Genomic DNA, 15,790 nt, shown 5'->3' on the forward strand with positions numbered 1-15,790 from the left:
GCGGGGTGGAGCATTCTTTCCAGGAGTCGATCATGGCAACACGCAGACACTTTCTGGCCGGTGGCGCGGCCGCCCTTGCCGCGCTGGCGGCGGCCGTGCGGCTGCCGGCTCGCGCGGCCGCCGCTGCCTCCGGCAGTTCGCCTGCCCAGGCCGCGGCCGGTTTCGCCGTCACGCACAGCGATGCCGAGTGGCGGCGCCTGCTGACGACCGAGCAGTATGCGGTGCTGCGGGAGGAGGGCACCGAACGCCCCTACTCGAGCCCGCTCAACGGCGAGCACCGCGCCGGGCTGTTCTCCTGCGCCGGCTGCGGGCTGGACCTGTTCTCCTCGCGCACCAAGTTCGACAGCCATACCGGCTGGCCGAGTTTCTGGGCACCGCTGGAGCATGCGGTAGGCACGCGTACCGACAGCACCTTCGGCATGATCCGCACCGAAGTGCATTGCCAGCGCTGCGGTGGACACCTCGGCCATGTGTTCGACGACGGCCCGCGCCCGACCGGGCTGCGCTACTGCATGAACGGCGTGGCCATGCGCTTCCGCACGGCGGCGGTGTGAGCGCCGCCATCGCTGCACCGCCAAGACCCTCATCACCCTCATCACCCTCATCACCCTCATCACCCTCATGACCCTCGTGACCTTGATGACCTTGATGACCCTCACGACGCCGACGATCCGACCGGGAGTCCCATCATGCTGCTAGCCTTGCTCGCCTACCTGGGCGGCGCGCTCACCATCCTCAGCCCCTGCATCCTGCCGGTGCTGCCCTTCGTCTTCGCGCGCGCCGACCAGCCTTTCGTGCGCAGCGGCTTGCCGCTGCTGGCCGGCATGGCGCTGACCTTCGCCGGCGTGGCCACGCTGGCGGCGGTCGGTGGCGGCTGGGCGGCGCAGGCCAACCAGGCCGGCCGCTGGGTGGCGCTGGCGCTGCTGGCCGCGTGCGGGGCGGCGTTGCTGCTGCCGCGCCTGGCCGAGCACCTGACACAGCCGCTGGTGCGGGCGGGCAACCGCCTGTCGGCGCGCGCGCAGCGGGACGACCGTCCGCCCGGCATCGGCGGCTCGCTGCTGCTGGGCGTGGCCACCGGCCTGCTGTGGGCGCCGTGCGCCGGGCCCATCCTCGGGCTGGTGCTGACAGGCGCGGCGCTGCACGGCGCCAGCGTCGGCACGACGCTGCTGCTGGCGTCGTATGCGGCGGGCGCGGCCACCTCGCTGGCGGTGGCCTTGCTGCTGGGCGGCAAGGTGTTCGCGGCGATGAAGCGCTCGCTGGGGGCTGGCGAGTGGATCCGGCGTGGCATCGGCGCCGCCATGCTGGCGGGGGTGGCGGCAATCGCTTCCGGACTCGATACCGGGGTGCTGACACGCCTGTCGACGGTCGCCACCAGTGGCCTGGAGGCGCGCCTGCTGGCAGTGCTGGGGGCGCGCGATCGCGCCGCCAGTGCCGATCATGCCGCGGCCGCCGGCGGCGGTGCCGACGTCGACGGAGCCAGGATGATGCGCGCATCGGCACAGGCCGGCGCCGCCGGCGACGCGATGCGTGCCGCCGGCGGCGCGGCGATGCTGCGCATGGCCGCCCAGCCCGCGGCGGCGCTGCCGGTCGAAGGCATGCTGCCGGCGCTGGACGGCGCGGTGCAGTGGCTGAACTCGCCCCCGCTGAGCGCGCAGGCGCTGCGCGGCAAGGTGGTACTGGTCGATTTCTGGACCTACTCTTGCATCAACTGCCTGCGCACCCTGCCTTACGTCAAGGCCTGGGCGCACAAGTACCGCGACCTCGGGCTGGTGGTGATCGGGGTGCACGCACCCGAATTTGCCTTCGAGCGCGATCTCGGCAACGTGAAGAAGGCGGTACGCGAGCTGGGCGTCGACTATCCGGTTGCCGTCGACAACGACTACGCCATCTGGCGCGCCTTCGGCAACGAGTACTGGCCGGCGCACTATTTCGTCGACGCGCAAGGGCGTATCCGCCACCATCACTTCGGCGAAGGCGAGTACGCGCAATCGGAGCGCGTGATCCAGCAACTGCTGGCCGAGGCCGGTCATCCGCAGGCCACCGCGGTGCCGCCGGGCCTGGAGGGGGCACCCGCCCAAGGCGTGCAGGCGGCCGCCGACGGTGGCGACATGCGCTCGCCCGAGACCTATGTCGGCTATGCCCGTGCCGACCACTTCGCCTCGCCCGGCGGCGCCGCGCGCGACCGCGCCCAGCGCTACCTGGCGCCGGCCCGGCCTGCGCTCAATCAGTGGGGGCTGGAAGGCGACTGGAGCGTGGGCGCCGAACAGGCACGGCTGGTGCAGCCCGATGGACGCATCGTCTACCGCTTCCATGCGCGCGACCTGCACCTTGTGCTGGGGCCCGGGCCGCAAGGGCGGCCGGTGCGCTTCCGCGTGCGCATCGACGGCATGGCGCCGGGCGCGGCGCACGGTGCCGACGTGGCGGCGGACGGACAGGGCGTGGTGGCGGCGCAGCGCCTTTACCAGCTGGTGCGGCAGCAGGGCCCGGTGGCGGACCACACCTTCTCGATCGAGTTCCTGGATGCCGGCGTGGAGGCCTATGCCTTTACTTTCGGCTGAGCCGCGATACGCGATCCCCGTGCGATTGCCTGATAACAGCAGAGATCACCAGAGATCACCAGAGATCACCAGAGATCACCAGAGATCACCAGAGATCACCAGAGATCACCAGAGATCACCAGAGATCACCAGAGATCACCTGAAGGAGCGTTTCCCATGAACCAGATCCTGAATCCCTCCAGGCCGCGCCGCCGCTTCATGCTGGCGGCCAGGCTGGCCGGCGCCGCCGTGCTGGCGGGCGGCGCCCTGGCCCTGGCACAGGTCGCGCTGCCCGCCGAGAGCGCGGGCCGCCTTCCTGCACCGGCGGCCGACGAGGCCGCCGGGGCCACCCACGACGCCACGGCGGTGCTCGCCGGCGGTTGCTTCTGGGGCGTGCAGGGCGTGTTCGAGCACGTACGGGGCGTCAAGCGGGTGCTGGCCGGCTATGCCGGCGGCGCCGCGGCCACCGCCCGGTATGAGCGGGTCGGCGGCGGGGACACCGGCCATGCCGAGTCGGTGCGCATCGACTATGACCCGGCGCAGGTCAGCTACGGGCAACTGCTGCAGATCTTTTTCGCGGTGGCGCACGACCCCACCGAGCTCGATTACCAGGGGCCGGACCACGGCACCCAGTACCGTTCGGCGATCTTCCCCGCTACGCCCGAGCAGCACCGCATCGCGCAGGCCTATATCGCCCAGCTCGAACGCGCCAAGGTGTTCCACGCGCCGATCGTCACGCGTATCGAGGACGGCAAGGCCTTCTATCCGGCCGAGGCCTACCACCAGGATTTCCTGGTGCGCCATCCGGCCTATCCGTACATCGTCATCAACGACCTGCCCAAGGTGGCGGCCCTGCGCCAGTTCTTCCCGCAGCGCTACCGCGCCGAGCCGGTCCTGTCAGGGGTGCCGGGAGCCTGAAAGGGGGGGGGGCGCGCGCTGCGGCAAGGCACGCCATCGACGCGCGGCCGCGGGACGCACGGCCGCGGGACACATGGCCGCGGGACACATGGCCGCGGTATCGGGGAGGCGATTCGCCTGCTATGCTCAGGCGAGCCGCGCGCGCTTTCCTCGGCGAGCCTCTCCCTGATCCATGCATATCGACACAAGCCCAAGCCCTGCCAATAGCAATGGCGCGACATCCTGTCCACTCGACGCCTTCGGTTGCGCCGGTGACAAGCTCGCCGACGACCAGGAACTGGTGGGCAGCGACGTCCGCTTCCACCGCAAGCGCACGGCCGGCGAGGGGGCTAGCCAGGTGGTGATGCCGGCAGCGCCGCGCGGTTTTCTCGTCGGCGTGTCCTTGCGCGAGGGACACCGCCGCCGCATCTTCGACGGCCGCCGCGGACGGACGCACGAATTCGCCGCCGGCTCGGTCTATGTGCGCAGCCTGGGCGAGGACTACAAGGCAGACTTCGACAACGGCTTCGACTTCATCCTGATCGAACTGCCGCGCCCCTTCATCGAGCGCACCGGCACCGAGCTGGGGCAGGCCTCGCTGCACGGGCTGCGCGCCGTGGCGGGCGAGCCCGACCCGGTGCTGGCTCATCTGGCGCGGGCGCTGGTGCCCGCGCTGCAGCAGCCGTCGCACGCGCAGCGGCTGTTCATCGACCAGCTCGGTCTGGCCGTCGGCACCCATCTGCTCGGGCGCTACGGCGAGGCGGGTGCTGCCGCGGCGGCTGCGGCCAGGCGCCTGGCGCCGCGCTGCCTGGCCAAGGCCAAGGAAATGCTGGCGGCCAACATCGCCGGTGACCTGTCGGTCGCCGATGTGGCGGATGCCTGCGGCTTGTCGCGCAGCCATTTCACGCGCGCCTTCCATGCCTCGACCGGCCAGACGCCTCACCAATGGCTGATGGCGCAGCGGCTCGAACATGCCTGTGCGCTGCTGCGCGATTCCCGGCTGCCGCTGGCCCAGGTGGCTGTCGCCTGCGGCTTTGCCGACCAGAGCCATTTCACGCGCGTGTTTTCGCGTACGGTCGGCGCGGCGCCGGGCAACTGGCGCCGTCAGGTGTGCGCCTGAGCGGGGCGGGGGGCGCACTTCAGCCGGCGCGCCCGGCGCCGCGCTGACGGGCGAGTGCCTGCTCGACGCAGCGGATCATGTCGATATCGAGGAAGGGTTTGCTGAGGAAGCCGCAACCGTCGAGCTCTTTCGCACGCTCGCGGTAACGCGCTTCCGGGAAGGCCGTCATGAAGACCGCCGGGATGTCGAGCCCGCGCGCGCGCAGTTCGGCGTGCAGCGCGAAGCCGCTCATCGCGGGCATCTGCACATCCGTGACCAGGCAGCGGATGGCATCCAATCCGGGCGAGCGCAGCAGGTCGGGGCCGCTCGCGTACAGCTCGACGGCCAGGTTGAAGGAGCGCAGCAGGCTCCCCAGTGCTTGTCTTACGGAGACGTCGTCGTCCACGATGGCGATCACCGGGGTTGCGGTCACGTGGCCTTCCTTGTTAGTCGCGAGGGCGGCCGGAGTCCGCCGCACGGACGCCGGCGCTCGCATTGCGCGCATTGGACTCAGCCTAGCGCCGGCGCCGGGCAGGTGGAATCATACGTAGGTATTGTGCGGCGTGGGCGGATGCCGGCCGCGCCCGCGGCTATACTGGGCCGCGCCGGACGTGGCGTACCCGGCGCCGATATCACGTATTTCCCAATCCCCGATGAATCCCTTGCATCACTACCGGCTCAGCTACTTGCTGGATGGCGAAATCGCTTTCCTGCGCGGGACCGCGCCGGGATGCGAGCCCGTGCTGCTGGCCGTGGCCGGTGCGGCCGCGGACGCCGGCGCGGTACAGCGCCGCTTCGAGCACGAGTACTCACTGCAAGCCGTGCTGCGCCCGCAGTGGGCGGTGGTGCCGGCTGCGCTGACGCGCTTCGATGGCCGGCCCGCGCTGGTCGCCGCCGATGCCGGCGGCATGCCGCTGGCCCTGTCGATGGGCGGGCCGCTGCCTGTGCCCGATTGCCTCGATATCGCCATCGCCGTGACCGAAGCCCTGGCGGCCATGCACGACGCCGGCCTGGTGCACCTGGATATCAAGCCGGCCCACCTGCTGGTGGCGCCGGACCGGCAGCGGGCGTGGCTCACGGGTTTCGGCATCGCGGGCGCCGCCGCCACGATCCGCACGCGGCCGGCGGCGCCGATGCTGGCCGGCACGCTGGCCTACATGGCGCCGGAGCGGGCGGGCCGGGGCGGCATGCCGGTCGACGCGCGCGCCGACCTGTACGCGCTCGGCGTGGTCTTCTACCAGATGCTGACCGGTGTGCTGCCGCTGGAGGCCGACGAGCCGGTCGGCTGGGTCCACAGTCATCTTGCCCGGCAGCCGCTGGCGCCCGCCGAGCGCCAGGCCGGCGTCCCTTGGGAACTGTCGGCCATCGTGATGCGCTTGCTGGCGAAGGCACCGGCCGAGCGCCATGCCGGCGCGCATGCCCTGCTCGCCGATCTCAGGGCCTGCCGCAATGCCTGGCGCAGCGGCAGCGGGCTGCCGGCTTGTGCCGAGGCCGATGGCGATACCGCCGCCCCGGCCGGGCTGTACGGGCTGTACGGACGCGGGCGCGAACTCGAAGCCCTGCGCAGGCTGCAGCACGCGGCGATGGCGCCGGGCGTGCCGGCACCGGCGCTGTCCACGGTGCTGGTGACGGGGCGGGCGGGCATCGGCAAGTCCGCGCTGATCGGCGCCTTCTGCCGTGCACAGGAAGCCGCCGGCGGCGTGGTGGCACGGGCGAAGGCGCATCCGCAACGTGGCGGCACTCCGCTGGCGGCGGTGGCGGAAATCTGTGCCGACCTCGCGCGCCAGTCCTGCGATTCGGCGCAGGCGCGGCGCCAGGGCTGGGCGGCGGCCATGGCGGCTGCACTGGGCGACGACCTGGGCGCGTTCAGCGAGGTGGTGCCGGCGTTCGCCGCCTGGCTGCCTCCGCAGGCGGGCCGCGAGCCGCGCGCCGGCCTTACCGCGGCGCGCTTCGCGCAAAGGCTGCGCCGCCTGCTGGCGGTGTTCGGCACCGTGGCGCCGCCCCTGACCGTGGTGCTGGACGACCTGCAATGGATGGATGCGGGCTCCCTCGAGGTCTTCGCCGCGCTGGCCCGCCGCGGACCCGCCCAGCCCTTGCTGGTGATCTGCTCCTGCCGCAGTGAGGCGCTTGGCGATCCGGTACCCGGCCACTGGCTGGCGGAACTGCGTGCCCAAGGGGGCCTGCGCGGCGAACTGGCACTCGACGCGCTGGATGGTGCGGCGTTGTCCGCGCTGGTCGCCGGCACGCTGGGCTGCGGCAGCGACCGGGCGCAGGCGATCGCGCGGCTGGTGGCACGCCGGACCGGGGGCAACCCGCTGTTCTTCCTGCGCTACCTCTATGCCCTGCAGCGAGCCGAGCTGCTGCCGGCGGAGGGCGGTGGCGTTCCCGAGGGCGAGGTGCCGGGTGGCTTCGACGCCGACGCCGCGCAGGCCGACCTGCCGGCCTTGCTGGGCCGGGAACTGCGTCAGCTGCCGCAGCCCGCGCGCACATGGCTCGGTGCCCTGTCTTGCCTGGGCGGCAGCGTCTCGCCAATGGCCGCGCGGCTGGCCTGGCAGGCCGCGCAAGCGGCGGGCGAGGCGGCGCAGGACGGTGCCGCCCTGGAGGCGGTGGCGGCGCCCGCCCTGGCGGCGGGCCTGCTGGTGCCGGCCGGGGACGGCTTCCTGTTCTCGCACGACCGCGTGCAGGAGGCTGCTTACGCAGCGCTGGAAGCGTCCGGCCGCTCGCTGATGCATCTGCGGCTGGCACGCCTGCTGGCGCGCGAGCCTGCCGACAAGCTGTTCGCCGCCGCCGACCAGTTCCGGCGGGGCGGGGCGGCCATCACCGACGAGGCGGAGCGCATCGCGGCGGCCCGCCTGATCCTGGAGGCCGGCGCGCGCGCGCTGCGCACCACCGACTATCGATCGGCCAGCGCCTATTTCGCTGCCGGCGAGCGCTTCCTGCCCGCGCAGCCGTGGGAGCGCGAGCCCGCGCTGGCGTTGGCGCTGGCTCAGGGCCGCGCCGAGAGCGAGTTCGCCAGCGGGCAGCCGGCTGTCGCGGCCGCCATCCTGGAGCCGCTGGCCGGGAGGGCGCCCGACGTTTCGTCGCTGGCCGAGATCACGCGCCTGCGTGTGGCCGTGCATACGGCGCTGGACCAGGCGGACCGGGCAGCCGAGATCGGGCTGGAGTTCGTGGCCGGCGCGGGACTGGTGTTCCTGCCGGGCGCCGACTGGCAGGTGGAGCAGGCCTATCGCCGCTTCCTGCAATTGCTCGGCGGGCGGCCGCTCGAAGCGCTCGCCCGTCTGCCGCGCATGCAGGATGCGACCTGGCGCGCCACCATGAGCGTGCTGACGGAAATGATGTCGCCGGCGTCCTGCCTCGATGCCAACCTGCGTGACCTGATTCCCGCCTGGATGGCATCGATCAGCCTGTCGCACGGCAATGATGAGGCGTCCTGCATGGCCTACGTCCACCTCGGCATGGCCTTCGGGCCGCGCCTGGGCGACTACCCGTCGGGCTACCGCCTGGGCCGGCTCGGCGTGGAACTGGCGGAGCGGGAGGGCACGGGACGCATGCGCGCCAAGGCCAGGATGCACTTCGGTGCCTTCCTGCTGCCCTGGACCCAGCCGCTGCAGGGCGGGCGCGAACTGATCGAACACAGTTTCGACGAGGCCAGGCGGAGCGGCGACGTCAACCTGGCGGGGGACAGCCGCCACCGGCTCGTGACCCAGTTGCTGAGCGGTGCCGAGCCGCTGGCGGACGTGGAGGCCAAGGTCAACGCCGGCCTGGCCTTCGGGCACGCGCAGCGGCTGGGCCGCGTGAACGATATCCTCGGCGCGCAATCGCGCTATATCGCGGTGCTGCGCGGGCGCGCACCGTGCTGGACGGCGCCTCTGCCCGGCGAGCCTGCGCCGCAGGCAATCGAGGCCCGCCTGGGCGCGGACAGGCGCCTGGCGGTGGCTGCCTGCTGCTACTGGGTCCGCAAGCTGCAGGCGTGTTTCGCGCTGGATGACTGGCGCGGCGCGCTGGAAGCGGTGGAACGGGCCGAGCCGTGGCTGTGGACGGTGAGCGGCTTCCTCGAGGCCGCGGACTATCACTTCTTCAGTGCACTGGCGCTGGCCTGGGCGCCGCCGGAGGGCGGGCGCGCGGCAAGCGACGCCGATAGCGGACGGATGGCAGCCATGGCCCGGCACCGGGAACCCATCGAGGCCTGGGCGCGGCAGAGCCCGGTCAACTTCGGCGCGCGTGCCGCCTTGCTCACGGCCGAGGCGACGCGCCTGGGCGGGGATGTGCTGCAGGCGATGCGGGGCTACGAACAGGCCGCACGGCTGGCGCGCGAGCAGGACCTGCTGCACGAGGAAGCGTTGGCCTATGAGTTGTGCGCGCGTTGCTGTTTCGGTCAGGCCTTGTCCACGGTCGGACTGGCCTATCTGCGCCGCGCGGTCGATGCCTACGGACGCTGGGGCGCGCAAGGCCAGGTGGCGAAGCTCGAGGCGCTGCTGCGCGCCTTGGACAACACCGCCTCCGGCCTGGCCAGCGCGGCCCACGACAGCGTGCCAGGCGCGGCCGAGCTGCCGGCCACTTATATCGGGCCGGCCGCGCAGCTGGACCTGGACACCGCCATCCGCGCCACCCAGGTGCTGGCCGGCGAGATGCGCCGCGAGCGCTTGATCGAGGCGCTGCTGACCACTACGCTCGAGCATGCCGCCGCACAGCGCGGACTGCTGTTCCTGTGGCAGGGCGGCAGCTTGCGGCTGGCCGCGCTGGCGACCACGCAGCCGGCCGGCATTTCGGTTGAACTCGATCCGGGGGAAGCGTCGGGAGAGGTGCCGTACCCGCGCACGATCGTCGCGGCGGCGCTCGCCGTGCGGGCGGACCTGATCCTCGACAATGCCAAGGCGCATGCGCGCTACGGGCAGGATCCCGATGTGCGGGCGCGCAGCGTGCGCTCGGTGGCCTGCCTGGCGCTGGTCAAGCAAGGCGAACTGGTGGGGCTGCTCTACCTGGAGAACAACCTGGCCGACGGCCTGTTCGGCGGGCGCCGCATCAGCCTGCTGCCCATGCTGGCCTCGCAGGCCGCCATCTCGCTGGAGAACGCGCGGCTCTATGACGAGCTGTTGCGGGAGAACCAGGAGCGCGAACGGGTGCAGGCGGAACTCGCGCACGCGTCGCGGGTGGCCACGCTGGGCGAGCTGGCTGCCTCGATCGCGCACGAGGTCAACCAGCCGCTGACCGGCATCGTCACCTACGGCGGCGCCTGCCTGCGCTGGCTCGACCGGCCCCAGCCCGAGCTGGGCGAGGCGCGCCAGGCGGTCGAGAGCATGATTGCCGAAGGCCTGCGCGCGAGCGAGGTGATTCGCCGCATCCGCGCGCTGGCGCGCAAGGACGAAGTGCGCCGGCAACCCTTCGCACTGGGCGAGCTGGTCGGCGAGACCCTGGCGATGGTGCGGCACCAGGCCGAGTCGCACGGCATCGCCATCGTGCGGCACGAAGCGCCGGGCCTGCCCGACGTGGCGGGGGACCGCATCCAGGTGCAGCAGGTGATCATCAACCTGTTGGTCAATGCCATCCAGTCGATGGCTTCGTGCCCCGGGCGGGCGCACGAATTGCTGGTCTGCCTCGCGCGGCACGAGGACGATGGCAAGGTGCGGCTGCGCGTCGAAGACAGCGGGCCGGGGATCGAGGCGGACCAGATCGGCAAGTTGTTCGGCGCCTTCTATACCACGCGCAAGGAGGGCCTGGGCATGGGGCTGTCGATCTGCCGCTCGATCCTGGCGGCGCATGGCGGCAGCATCTGGGCCGAGTCCCCGGCCCGGCCCGACGGCATGCCAGGGCCGGGGGGCGGCGCGGCCTTCAGCTTCACGCTGCCTGCATGGCAGCCCGACGCCTGAGGCGCGCGCCGCCGCCGCACGGCGAGGCCGGCGTCAGCGCGCTGCCGGCGGCGGCTGGTCCGGCGATGCTTCGGCTTCGGTGCGCGCGGCGACCAGCGTGGGCGCAGGCGTGCCGGTGATCTTGGGCACGCATTCGCTGCGGAACCACGCCACGCTGACGGGCTCGCCGGCCAGCATGCGCTTGACGGGCGGTACCACCTGTTCGCCGATCAGCATGCCGAGCAGGCCGATCAGGGCGACCGCGGGCGGGGCGGGCGAGCGCACCTGCAGCAGTGCATAGATGATGCCGACCAGGATGCCGGCGGCGAGCGAGACGATGTAGACCTTCATGATGTTCTCGATGTCACGGTGTCATGGGTTGAAGTGGAGGACAGCGGGGGAGAGCGGCCGGCGCGGGTGCCACGGCTTCAGCCGCCGGGCGGGGACCGGTGCCGCCAGTCCTCCCACGCCACCAGCAGGAAGCCGCCCACCAGCCCGAGATGCTCGAAGAAGGCATTGGCCAGGCCGAAGCGCTCGGCCGGCGGCGCCGCCCAGAAGCGGTTGGCCAGGAAGGTGGCCAGCAGCGTGAAGGCGGCCAGCCCGAGCGCACCCAGCCAGCGCCAGCGCCCGCTGAGGATCAGCAGCGAGGCGCCCAGCTCCAGCGCGATCACGGCCGCCGCCAGCGGCGCCGCCGGCGCCAGGCCGAAGTGCTGCATCTCCTGCACGGCGCCGCCGAAGTCGCTCAGCTTGACCAGTCCGCCCTGCAGGTAGGCCGCGCACAGCAGCAGCAGGGCGAGCCAGCGCAGCCAGCGGGGCAGCACGCGCGGGGCGGCGCGGTCCAGGGTCATGTCGGGCATGGCGCGCTCCCTCAGAAGGCCCAGCAGGAGCAGCCCAGCGCGCCCCAGAAGCTGCGCGCGTCGGAGGCCGGCACGTTGGCGGCGAGGGCCGAGGTGTGCGCGTGGCCGTGCACGCCGCAGGCGCTGGCGCAGGCGCAGGCGGCTGCCGCGCTGCGCGCCAGCCCGGCCTTGTCGCGCAGGGCACCGGGGCGGCCCTGGTAGCCGCCGCCGTGGCGTACCGGCGACCAGTCCGGCATGGCCGGCGGCACCACCGGCGCGAGCGGGCCGAAGTCGCCGTCGCCGTACACCACCTTGCCGCCCAGCAGCGTCATCACCGAGGTGATGTCCTGGATCTCGTCGCCGGGCACGGCGAAGTAGTCGGCGGACAGCACTGCGAGGTCGGCCAGCTGGCCCACGGCGATGCGCCCCTTCTTGCCTTCCTCGGAGGAGAACCAGGTGTTGGCCTCGGTCCACAGGCGCAGCGCGGTTTCGCGGTCGAGCAGGTTGGCCTGCGGATACATCGACATGCCGCCCACGGTCTTGCCCGTGGTCAGCCAGTACAGCGAGACCCAGGGGTTGTACGAGGCCACGCGGGTGGCGTCGGTGCCGGCGCCCACCTTGACGCCGCGCTCCAGCATGCGCTTGATCGGCGGCGTCGCCTCGGCCGCGCGCGCGCCGTAGCGCTCGACGAAGTACTCGCCCTGGTAGGCCATGCGGTGCTGTACCGCGATGCCGCCGCCCAGCGCGGCGATGCGGTCGATGTTGCGGTCGCTGATGGTCTCGGCGTGGTCGAAGAACCAGTGCAGGCCGTCGAAGGGGATGTCGCGCGCCACCTTCTCGTACACGTCGAGCGCGCGCGAGATGGTCTCGTCGTAGGTGGCGTGCAGGCGCCACGGCCAGCGCTGCTCGGCCAGCAGGCGGATCACCGGTTCAAGGTCGCTCTCCATCGACGGCGGCATCTCGGGGCGCTCGACGCGGAAATCCTCGAAGTCGGCCGCCGAGTAGACCAGCATCTCGCCCGCGCCGTTGTGGCGGTACAGGTCGTCGCCCTGGCCGGGCTTGACCTGGCCGGACCAGGTGCGGAAGTCGCTCAGCTCTTCCTTGGGCTTCTGCGTGAACAGGTTGTAGGCCAGGCGCACCGTCAGCTGGCCGTCCTTGTGCAGTTCCTCGATGATCTGGTAGTCCTCGGGGTAGTTCTGGTAGCCGCCGCCGGCGTCGATCACGCCGGTCACCCCGAGCCGGTTCACCTCGCGCATGAAATGGCGCGTGGAGTTCTTCTGGTACTCGGGCGGCAGCTTGGGGCCCTTGGCCAGCGTGGCATAGAGAATGGTGGCGTTGGGCTTGGCCAGCAGCAGTCCGGTCGGATTGCCGTTGCCGTCGCGCACGATCTCGCCGCCCGGCGGGTTGGGCGTGTCCTTGGCGTAGCCGACCGCGCGCAGTGCCGCGCCGTTGAGGATGGCGCGGTCGTACAGATGCAGGATGAAGACCGGGGTATCGGGCGCGACGGCGTTCAGTTCGTCGATGGTCGGCAGCCGTTTCTCGGCGAACTGGTGCTCGGTGAAGCCGCCCACCACGCGTACCCATTGCGGCGCGGGGGTACGCGCCACCTGCTCCTTGAGCATGCGCATGGCATCGGCGAGCGAGCGCACGCCGTCCCAGCGCAGTTCCATGTTGTAGTTCAGGCCACCGCGGATGATGTGCATGTGGCTGTCGATCAAGCCGGGGATGGCGCGCCGGCCGCCGAGGTCCACGACCTGGGTCGAGCTGGCGGCCAGGCGCATGATGTCATCGCGGCGGCCGACCGCGGCGAAGCGGCCATCGCGGATGGCAACGGCGTCGGCCTGCGGGTTGGCCGGGTCGAGGGTGGCGAACTTGCCGTTGACGAGGATCAGGTCCGGAGGCGTCGAAGCGTTCATGGCGAATGTCCTGGTGGCGGCTGCCGCGCCGAGGGCGGCGGCGCCGGCGATGAATTGCCGGCGTGTCAGCGGCAGCTGCGGTTGGCCCGGTCGGGGCGAAAACAGGCCGTCCCGGCCTGCCTGGGAGTCGCGGGACGGCATGGGCGTCAAGCGTTCAGGAAGGCCAGCAGGTCGGCATTGACCTTGTCCGCGTCGACCACGCACATGCCGTGCGAGCCGCCGGGATAGATCTTCAGCGTGGCGTTCTTGACGATCTTGGCGCTGAGCTTGCCGGCGTCATCGATCGGCACGATCTGGTCGTCGTCGCCGTGCAGGATCAGCGTCGGCACGTCGATCTTCTTCAGGTCCTCCGTGTAGTCCACCTCGGAGAACTCGCGGATGCACAGGTACTGGCCGAGGATGCCACCGGTCATGCCCTGCGCCCAGAAAGCGTCGATGGTGCCTTGCGACACCTTGGCGCCGGGACGGTTGAAGCCGAAGAAGGGGACCGCCAGGTCCTTGAAGAACTGGGAGCGGTTTTCCGCCGTGTTCTTGCGGATGCCGTCGAACACGTCCATCGGCAGCCCGCCCGGGTTGGCCGCGGTCTTCAGCATGATCGGCGGCACCGCGCCGATCAGCACCGCCTGGGCCACGCGCCGGGTGCCGTGCCGCCCGATATAGTGCGCCACCTCGCCGCCGCCGGTCGAATGGCCGACCAGCGTCGCGCCCTTCAGGTCGAGTGCCTCGATCACCGCCGCCAGGTCATCGGTATAGGTGTCCATGTCGTTGCCCTGGGTGGGCTGGCCGGAGCGGCCGTGGCCGCGGCGGTCGTGGGCGATCACGCGGAAGCCGTGCTGCACCAGGAACAGCATCTGGGCGTCCCAGGCGTCGGCGTTGAGCGGCCAGCCGTGCGAGAACACTACGGGGCGGCCGGCGCCCCAGTCCTTGTAGAAGATGCGGGTGCCATCCTTGGCGGTGACGTAGCTCATGCTGTGTGCTCCTGAGGCGTGGTGGGTGCGGGCCTGCGGCTTGCCGGTGGCGCCGCCTGCGCGGCGGCGCCAGCCGTAGCGGCCTGCATGTCCCGCCGCGCGGCTTGCCCGCGCATCGAGGTGCTTCGGGGTGGGCTGCCGGCGGCGCGGCGATCAGCGTGCCGGCACCGGCGCGATGGACTCGTGGGTGGTGGCGGTGCGCTGGGGTGCCTTATGCACCATGGTGTAGGCATAGTCCACGCCCATGCCGTAGGCGCCGGAGTGCTCCTTGACGAGCTGCATCACGGCGTCGTAGGTGTCGCGGTGCGCCCAGTCGCGCTGCCATTCGAGCAGTACCTGCTGCCAGGTCACGGGCACCACGCCGGCCTGGATCATGCGCTGCATGGCGTAGTCGTGGGCTTCCTTGCTGGTGCCGCCGGAGGCGTCGGCCACCATGTAGATCTCGTAGTCGGTGTCATGCATGGCCGACAGGGCGAAGGTGAGGTTGCAGACCTCGGTCCACAGGCCGGAGACGACGATCTTCTTGCGGCCGTTGGCGGCCAGGGCGTCGCGCACCTTCTGGTCGTCCCAGGAGTTCATCGAGCTGCGTTCCAGGGTCTTCTGGCCGGGGAAGACATCGAGCAGTTCGGGGTAGGTGAAGCCGGAGAAGGACTCGCTCTCGACCGTGGTGATGGTGGTCGGGATATTGAAGATCTTGCCTGCCTTGGCCAGGCCCACCACATTGTTCTTCAAGGTCTGGCGGTCGATCGACTGGACGCCGAACGCCATCTGGGGCTGCTGGTCGATGAAGATCAGCTGGCTGTTCTGCGGGGTCAGGACTTCGAGTTTGGCGTTCGACATGATGTCTTCCTGAAGTAAGAGGGGGCGGAAACTGCGCCGCTCTGGCAGGATAGGGCGCCAGGGCGGACAGCGCGGGTTGCTTGCGGAAAGTGCGCTCACCGCCGCGCTGCGGCGCGTGATACGCGCTGGTGCCGGGTCGAAGCTCGCCTGGCAACCGCACGGAAGGCTAAACCCGGCGGTGGCCGGAGGCCATTGTCTGTTCGTATTACCTGTGTGCCGTCGAGGCGGACACATCAGGCGGACACATCGCCGTGGTCCGGGCCGGCGCCGCGCGCCCCGTCGGTGAATGTGTCGAGCTTGCCGCTGCGCGCGCCGTCGCTGTAGACGTCATGGCTGCGGAAGGTGTAGCCGTAGGTATCGGCGGCGTTCGGTTCACGCGCGCCGGCGCCCGGCGCGGCGGTGAGGGCGGCCAGGGACAGCAGCAGGGTGGAAACGATCCTGCGGGAAACGATGTGGCTCATGATGTGCTCCAATGCCATTGGTTATTGAGTTTTATAGAATGTCTGCGTTTCGCTGCATCCTGTTCATGGGCTCAACTATAGGGCTGATTCAGGTATCTTTTCAGGCATATTTGAGGTTGAGTTATTCAAAATATCTGAATATCGATGCCGGCACCTATAATCGGAGGGCTGTTGAAACGGGAGGGGATCCGGCGTCCTTGCGAGCCTCGGCGACAGGAAGCCATATGGGGCGGTCAGAGTGCTGTGCACGCGATTGCATCGCCTGCGATTAAAAAGCGCAAACAGGATCAAGGCGCAGCACAAATTGACAAGGCAGCGGCGGTCGCATGGCGTAGATTCCGCTGCAGAGCGCTGAGCCGGCCGCGCGGGGCGGCCGGATCGGCGACGAGG

Annotated in this window: 12 protein-coding genes; 5 read left to right on the plus strand and 7 right to left on the minus strand. The window is 71.0% G+C overall.

The window, feature by feature from the left end; genetic code table 11:
- Window positions 1–32: 32 nt before the first annotated feature.
- From msrB to BKK81_RS09200, 4 genes are all read left to right on the plus strand, one after another.
- Entirely contained in the window at window positions 33–554 is a 522-nt protein-coding gene (gene msrB, locus BKK81_RS09185) for a peptide-methionine (R)-S-oxide reductase MsrB (RefSeq protein ID WP_071012277.1), read from the plus strand.
- Window positions 555–689: 135 nt separating this feature from the next.
- The gene (locus BKK81_RS09190) at window positions 690–2,558 is read left to right on the plus strand and encodes a cytochrome c biogenesis protein DipZ (RefSeq protein ID WP_071012278.1); all 1,869 of its coding nucleotides are present in this window, start codon (window positions 690–692) and stop codon (window positions 2,556–2,558) included.
- A 156-nt stretch (window positions 2,559–2,714) separates the two neighbouring features.
- Window positions 2,715–3,455 (plus strand): peptide-methionine (S)-S-oxide reductase MsrA, encoded by a 741-nt coding sequence (gene msrA, locus BKK81_RS09195; RefSeq protein WP_071012280.1) that lies wholly within the window; start codon window positions 2,715–2,717, stop codon window positions 3,453–3,455.
- A 172-nt stretch (window positions 3,456–3,627) separates the two neighbouring features.
- Window positions 3,628–4,554, plus strand: coding sequence for an AraC family transcriptional regulator (locus tag BKK81_RS09200; RefSeq protein WP_071012281.1), 927 nt, complete (start codon window positions 3,628–3,630; stop codon window positions 4,552–4,554).
- 19 nt (window positions 4,555–4,573) lie between these two features.
- Here BKK81_RS09200 and BKK81_RS09205 read toward each other — a convergent pair whose 3' ends face one another.
- Window positions 4,574–4,966, minus strand: a complete 393-nt coding sequence (locus BKK81_RS09205) for a response regulator transcription factor (RefSeq protein WP_071012283.1) — start codon at window positions 4,964–4,966, stop codon at window positions 4,574–4,576.
- 220 nt (window positions 4,967–5,186) lie between these two features.
- On the opposite strand from BKK81_RS09205, the gene BKK81_RS09210 reads away from it, so the two are divergent.
- Window positions 5,187–10,400 (plus strand): AAA family ATPase, encoded by a 5,214-nt coding sequence (locus BKK81_RS09210; RefSeq protein ID WP_071012284.1) that lies wholly within the window; start codon window positions 5,187–5,189, stop codon window positions 10,398–10,400.
- Window positions 10,401–10,433: 33 nt separating this feature from the next.
- On the opposite strand, the gene BKK81_RS09215 is transcribed toward BKK81_RS09210, so the two are convergent.
- From BKK81_RS09215 to BKK81_RS09240, 6 genes are all read right to left on the minus strand, one after another.
- Complete coding sequence (locus BKK81_RS09215; RefSeq protein ID WP_071012286.1) at window positions 10,434–10,730, minus strand: XapX domain-containing protein; 297 nt, start codon at window positions 10,728–10,730, stop codon at window positions 10,434–10,436.
- A 77-nt stretch (window positions 10,731–10,807) separates the two neighbouring features.
- On the minus strand, window positions 10,808–11,236 hold the full coding sequence (locus tag BKK81_RS09220) for a DoxX family protein (protein ID WP_071012287.1): 429 nt from the start codon (window positions 11,234–11,236) through the stop codon (window positions 10,808–10,810).
- 11 nt (window positions 11,237–11,247) lie between these two features.
- On the minus strand, window positions 11,248–13,131 hold the full coding sequence (locus BKK81_RS09225; protein WP_197523900.1) for an amidohydrolase: 1,884 nt from the start codon (window positions 13,129–13,131) through the stop codon (window positions 11,248–11,250).
- Window positions 13,132–13,277: 146 nt separating this feature from the next.
- The gene (locus tag BKK81_RS09230; protein ID WP_071012289.1) at window positions 13,278–14,099 is read right to left on the minus strand and encodes an alpha/beta fold hydrolase; all 822 of its coding nucleotides are present in this window, start codon (window positions 14,097–14,099) and stop codon (window positions 13,278–13,280) included.
- 153 nt (window positions 14,100–14,252) lie between these two features.
- Window positions 14,253–14,939, minus strand: coding sequence for a hydrolase (locus tag BKK81_RS09235; protein WP_071012291.1), 687 nt, complete (start codon window positions 14,937–14,939; stop codon window positions 14,253–14,255).
- A gap of 233 nt (window positions 14,940–15,172) precedes the next feature.
- Complete coding sequence (locus tag BKK81_RS09240) at window positions 15,173–15,400, minus strand: hypothetical protein (protein ID WP_071012292.1); 228 nt, start codon at window positions 15,398–15,400, stop codon at window positions 15,173–15,175.
- Window positions 15,401–15,790 lie beyond the last annotated feature (390 nt).

The sequence above is a fragment of the Cupriavidus sp. USMAHM13 genome (assembly GCF_001854285.1).
Classification (GTDB): Bacteria; Pseudomonadota; Gammaproteobacteria; order Burkholderiales; family Burkholderiaceae; genus Cupriavidus; species Cupriavidus malaysiensis.

Coding starts and splice junctions, on each gene's coding strand:
- msrB (WP_071012277.1), top strand. CDS start 33: ATGGCAACACGCAGACACTTTCTGGCCGGTGGCGCGGCCGCCCTTGCC.
- BKK81_RS09190 (WP_071012278.1), top strand. CDS start 690: ATGCTGCTAGCCTTGCTCGCCTACCTGGGCGGCGCGCTCACCATCCTC.
- msrA (WP_071012280.1), top strand. CDS start 2,715: ATGAACCAGATCCTGAATCCCTCCAGGCCGCGCCGCCGCTTCATGCTG.
- BKK81_RS09200 (WP_071012281.1), top strand. CDS start 3,628: ATGCATATCGACACAAGCCCAAGCCCTGCCAATAGCAATGGCGCGACA.
- BKK81_RS09210 (WP_071012284.1), top strand. CDS start 5,187: ATGAATCCCTTGCATCACTACCGGCTCAGCTACTTGCTGGATGGCGAA.
- BKK81_RS09215 (WP_071012286.1), bottom strand. CDS start 10,730: ATGAAGGTCTACATCGTCTCGCTCGCCGCCGGCATCCTGGTCGGCATC.
- BKK81_RS09220 (WP_071012287.1), bottom strand. CDS start 11,236: ATGCCCGACATGACCCTGGACCGCGCCGCCCCGCGCGTGCTGCCCCGC.
- BKK81_RS09225 (WP_197523900.1), bottom strand. CDS start 13,131: ATGAACGCTTCGACGCCTCCGGACCTGATCCTCGTCAACGGCAAGTTC.
- BKK81_RS09230 (WP_071012289.1), bottom strand. CDS start 14,099: ATGAGCTACGTCACCGCCAAGGATGGCACCCGCATCTTCTACAAGGAC.
- BKK81_RS09235 (WP_071012291.1), bottom strand. CDS start 14,939: ATGTCGAACGCCAAACTCGAAGTCCTGACCCCGCAGAACAGCCAGCTG.
- BKK81_RS09240 (WP_071012292.1), bottom strand. CDS start 15,400: ATGAGCCACATCGTTTCCCGCAGGATCGTTTCCACCCTGCTGCTGTCC.